Source organism: Marinobacter sp. UBA2688, assembly GCF_002352785.1.
GTDB lineage: Bacteria > Pseudomonadota > Gammaproteobacteria > Pseudomonadales > Oleiphilaceae > Marinobacter > Marinobacter salarius.
In genome coordinates this window covers 21,017-23,555 of record NZ_DELU01000016.1, presented here as the reverse complement: position 1 = coordinate 23,555, position 2,539 = coordinate 21,017, and the positions used below count along the sequence as shown (strand labels likewise).

At 57.7% G+C, this 2,539-nt stretch carries 3 protein-coding genes and 1 pseudogene; 1 reads left to right on the top strand and 3 read right to left on the bottom strand.

Features of this window, described 5'->3' with window-relative positions:
• Positions 1–306, top strand: a pseudogene (locus tag B3M52_RS08745) (acyltransferase); the annotation flags it as partial.
• Here the strand turns inward: B3M52_RS08745 and B3M52_RS08740 are convergent.
• The 3 genes from B3M52_RS08740 to B3M52_RS08730 all read right to left on the bottom strand — a co-directional run.
• Positions 300–1,388: a S41 family peptidase gene (locus B3M52_RS08740; protein WP_075194679.1), complete on the bottom strand. Its 1,089-nt coding sequence runs from the start codon at positions 1,386–1,388 to the stop codon at positions 300–302. The pseudogene B3M52_RS08745 and the gene B3M52_RS08740 overlap by 7 nt on opposite strands.
• Positions 1,389–1,428: 40 nt before the next feature.
• Entirely contained in the window at positions 1,429–2,241 is an 813-nt protein-coding gene (locus tag B3M52_RS08735; protein ID WP_075194680.1) for a hypothetical protein, read from the bottom strand.
• Positions 2,241–2,539: YcfL family protein (locus B3M52_RS08730; protein ID WP_286749412.1), on the bottom strand; the 299-nt coding region annotated here is incomplete at its 5' end. The genes B3M52_RS08735 and B3M52_RS08730, both read right to left, overlap by 1 nt.

Below are 2,539 nucleotides of genomic sequence, written 5' to 3'. Positions count from 1 at the left end.
CCCAAGGCCGGTGGCGTGGCCTTTGTGCTGGATGCCATGGGCGACTCCATCGAAACACTGGTGGATGTCACGATTGCCTATCCAGGGGGCGCTCCAACATTCTGGGATTTCATGTGTGGAAGGGTGAGTAAAGTCGGCATGGAGATCGACACAGTTACCATCCCGGCGCACCTGAAGGGCCGGGATTATGCCACTGATGCAGAGCACCGAAAAAACGTGAAGAACTGGCTGGCAGAGCAGTGGCGTGCCAAAGATGAGCGGCTGACGCGTATGCTCTCCAGCCGCTCTGCTGATAATACCTACTGAGACGAGGCAAGGGCCGTCGCGAACTCAGGATAAATCTGGCTGGTCGCTTGGATGACGTCGCTGAAGTTTGGGTCTGATCCGTACTCTGATTTCAGGTATCGGGCCATGTCAGTCAGTGACCGGAAACTCATGTCGGACGTTGCTCTGACATACTCCCATCCGCCGATGCTCTCAATGGCGGTACTGCGACCAACGTCCTTGCCGACCTTTGAGCCGACCATGCCGCCGATAAAGCTTCCAAACGGCACGGATTCAAGGGCTTTGTTGGCGGCATAGGCGCCCGCCACTGCTCCTACCGCACTGCCGGCGGTGGCGCCAATATTGGCATTCAAGGCCTTGTTCACCCATTCGGCGGTTACACGGTCGCTGGTGTAAGGGCTCATGAAGTTGCCGGTATTGTCGTGGATGACCAGGCTTTTCCTCGCTTTGGCTTCGGCCTTGTGTTTCAAGTCAGCTTGACGTTGCTTGACCAGAAGGAAATCGCTTTGTGTGGCTAAGGCGCGTTGAAGTGTCACCTCCCGGGGTTCGCTATTGGCGGCATTCAGCAAGGTTAACTGGAGCTCCGTGCCTGGTGTTCCGCGAATCAGCCACACGAGCTGACTGAGTTTGAGATTATCCACCGGATACGGTTTTCCATCCAGAGTCGGGCGGATGGCGATAATCTGATCACCAACGGCCAGTTGTTCACTGGTCGCTGCCGGGCCGTTCGGCGTCAGCCACGAAACAAAGAAGCCTTCCTCTGTTTTTTCCAACGAAGCGCCGATAAGACCGTCGCCGGGTTTGTCTGCTTCCGGAATAGGATGGCTGCTGACGTCTGACGGTAAGAACTGACCAATGTCGTCCTGACACCACCATGTATAGGCAAACGATTCGGGGCGCACCGTTACGGCTGCCTGTTCCGGGTAGATTTTTATCTGCTCTCCCGCCGAGTCCAATCGAACGCACTGCGTCAGACCGGCCCAAAACAGTTGGTTACTCGACATGAGCGCGGGATCGGTGGGCGTCTCAGGTTTACTGGCGCAGCCACCCAGCGCAACGACGATGGGAAGCAGGAGCAAGGTAGGCTTCAATTGGAACGTCATGAAACAACAGTCCTTCTCAGGTTAGGTCGGGTATTGAGCGTTAGCGGGCAACGCTTGCCAGGGTTTGGAGTGCGAGTTCCCCTCCGATTTCATCCAGCGTGAACGTGTGCTCCACTTTCTGGAAACCATGGTCGGTTGCTTTCCATTGACGAGCCTTGTCCTTCTCGGGAGGGACACCGTTGGAACTCAACATGGCGCGAATCGAACCGTTGTGAACGTCCAGTACTTCAATTTCGAACCGGTCATCGGCGATTCGGCGGAATACCAATAGCATGTCAGCGTGTTCACCCAGTGCTCGCATCTCGAGACGGCGTTGATCCGGCGACAGGCGTGAGAAATCGCCGGTTTCCAGGGCATTGTCGGTGATGCGCATGATCGCATTTCGGTCCACCACGGTGACGCCGGCTTCTGTCAGTTGGCTGACCAGACCGCTCTGCAGTTCAAAGGCGGGGCTTGCCGGGCCAGTCGTTCGGTTCGAGCGGTACTCTCCCTGCGCAGCGATCTGGCTTTGCCCCTGCAGGTCGACGTTGCCGTCCGGAACGTTGCCTTTCAGCGAGCCCCGAGCGGATACTACGCCCCGGGTGCTACTGCGCCAGTCACTAACCTGATCGTCAAACGCCCGGTTCCAGAACACGGCCACTCTGGGCGTGTTGCCGTCAAACGCTGCGTGGAAACGATCGAGTATCGCCTCCTCACTTTCCAGGCGTTGGGGGGCCGAGCGCTCATTTTGTAGATCGCTATCGGTCAACGGCTTCTGCGCCGGCGCCATCATCGGTGCCGCTTCATGACTCTGGCTGGCGGCCAGGCTGAAGCCCGGTACGAGCGCACAGAATACAATGGCGAGATGTTTCATCAGTTCAGCTCCCGTACTTCCACGCGGTACTGCAGAGGCTGCGCGGTGGTAGACAGTTCGCGGTAAGTAGAGAGGCTGTTGGCAGGTACGGTGGTTCGTTGCCAGGTAGGCTTCACATCAGTCGGTACGCCATCCTGATCGAAGAACTGGGTTCGGGCTTCAACCTGATAGTCATAATCGGTGTGGTTACGCAGGACGGCGTATACCTCGGTTGTGCCCGTCGCGGTTGCACGCTGACCATGCTGAACCACCGACAACCGATAGCGCTCACCGTCGCCGAACAGGCCGCCAGACCAGG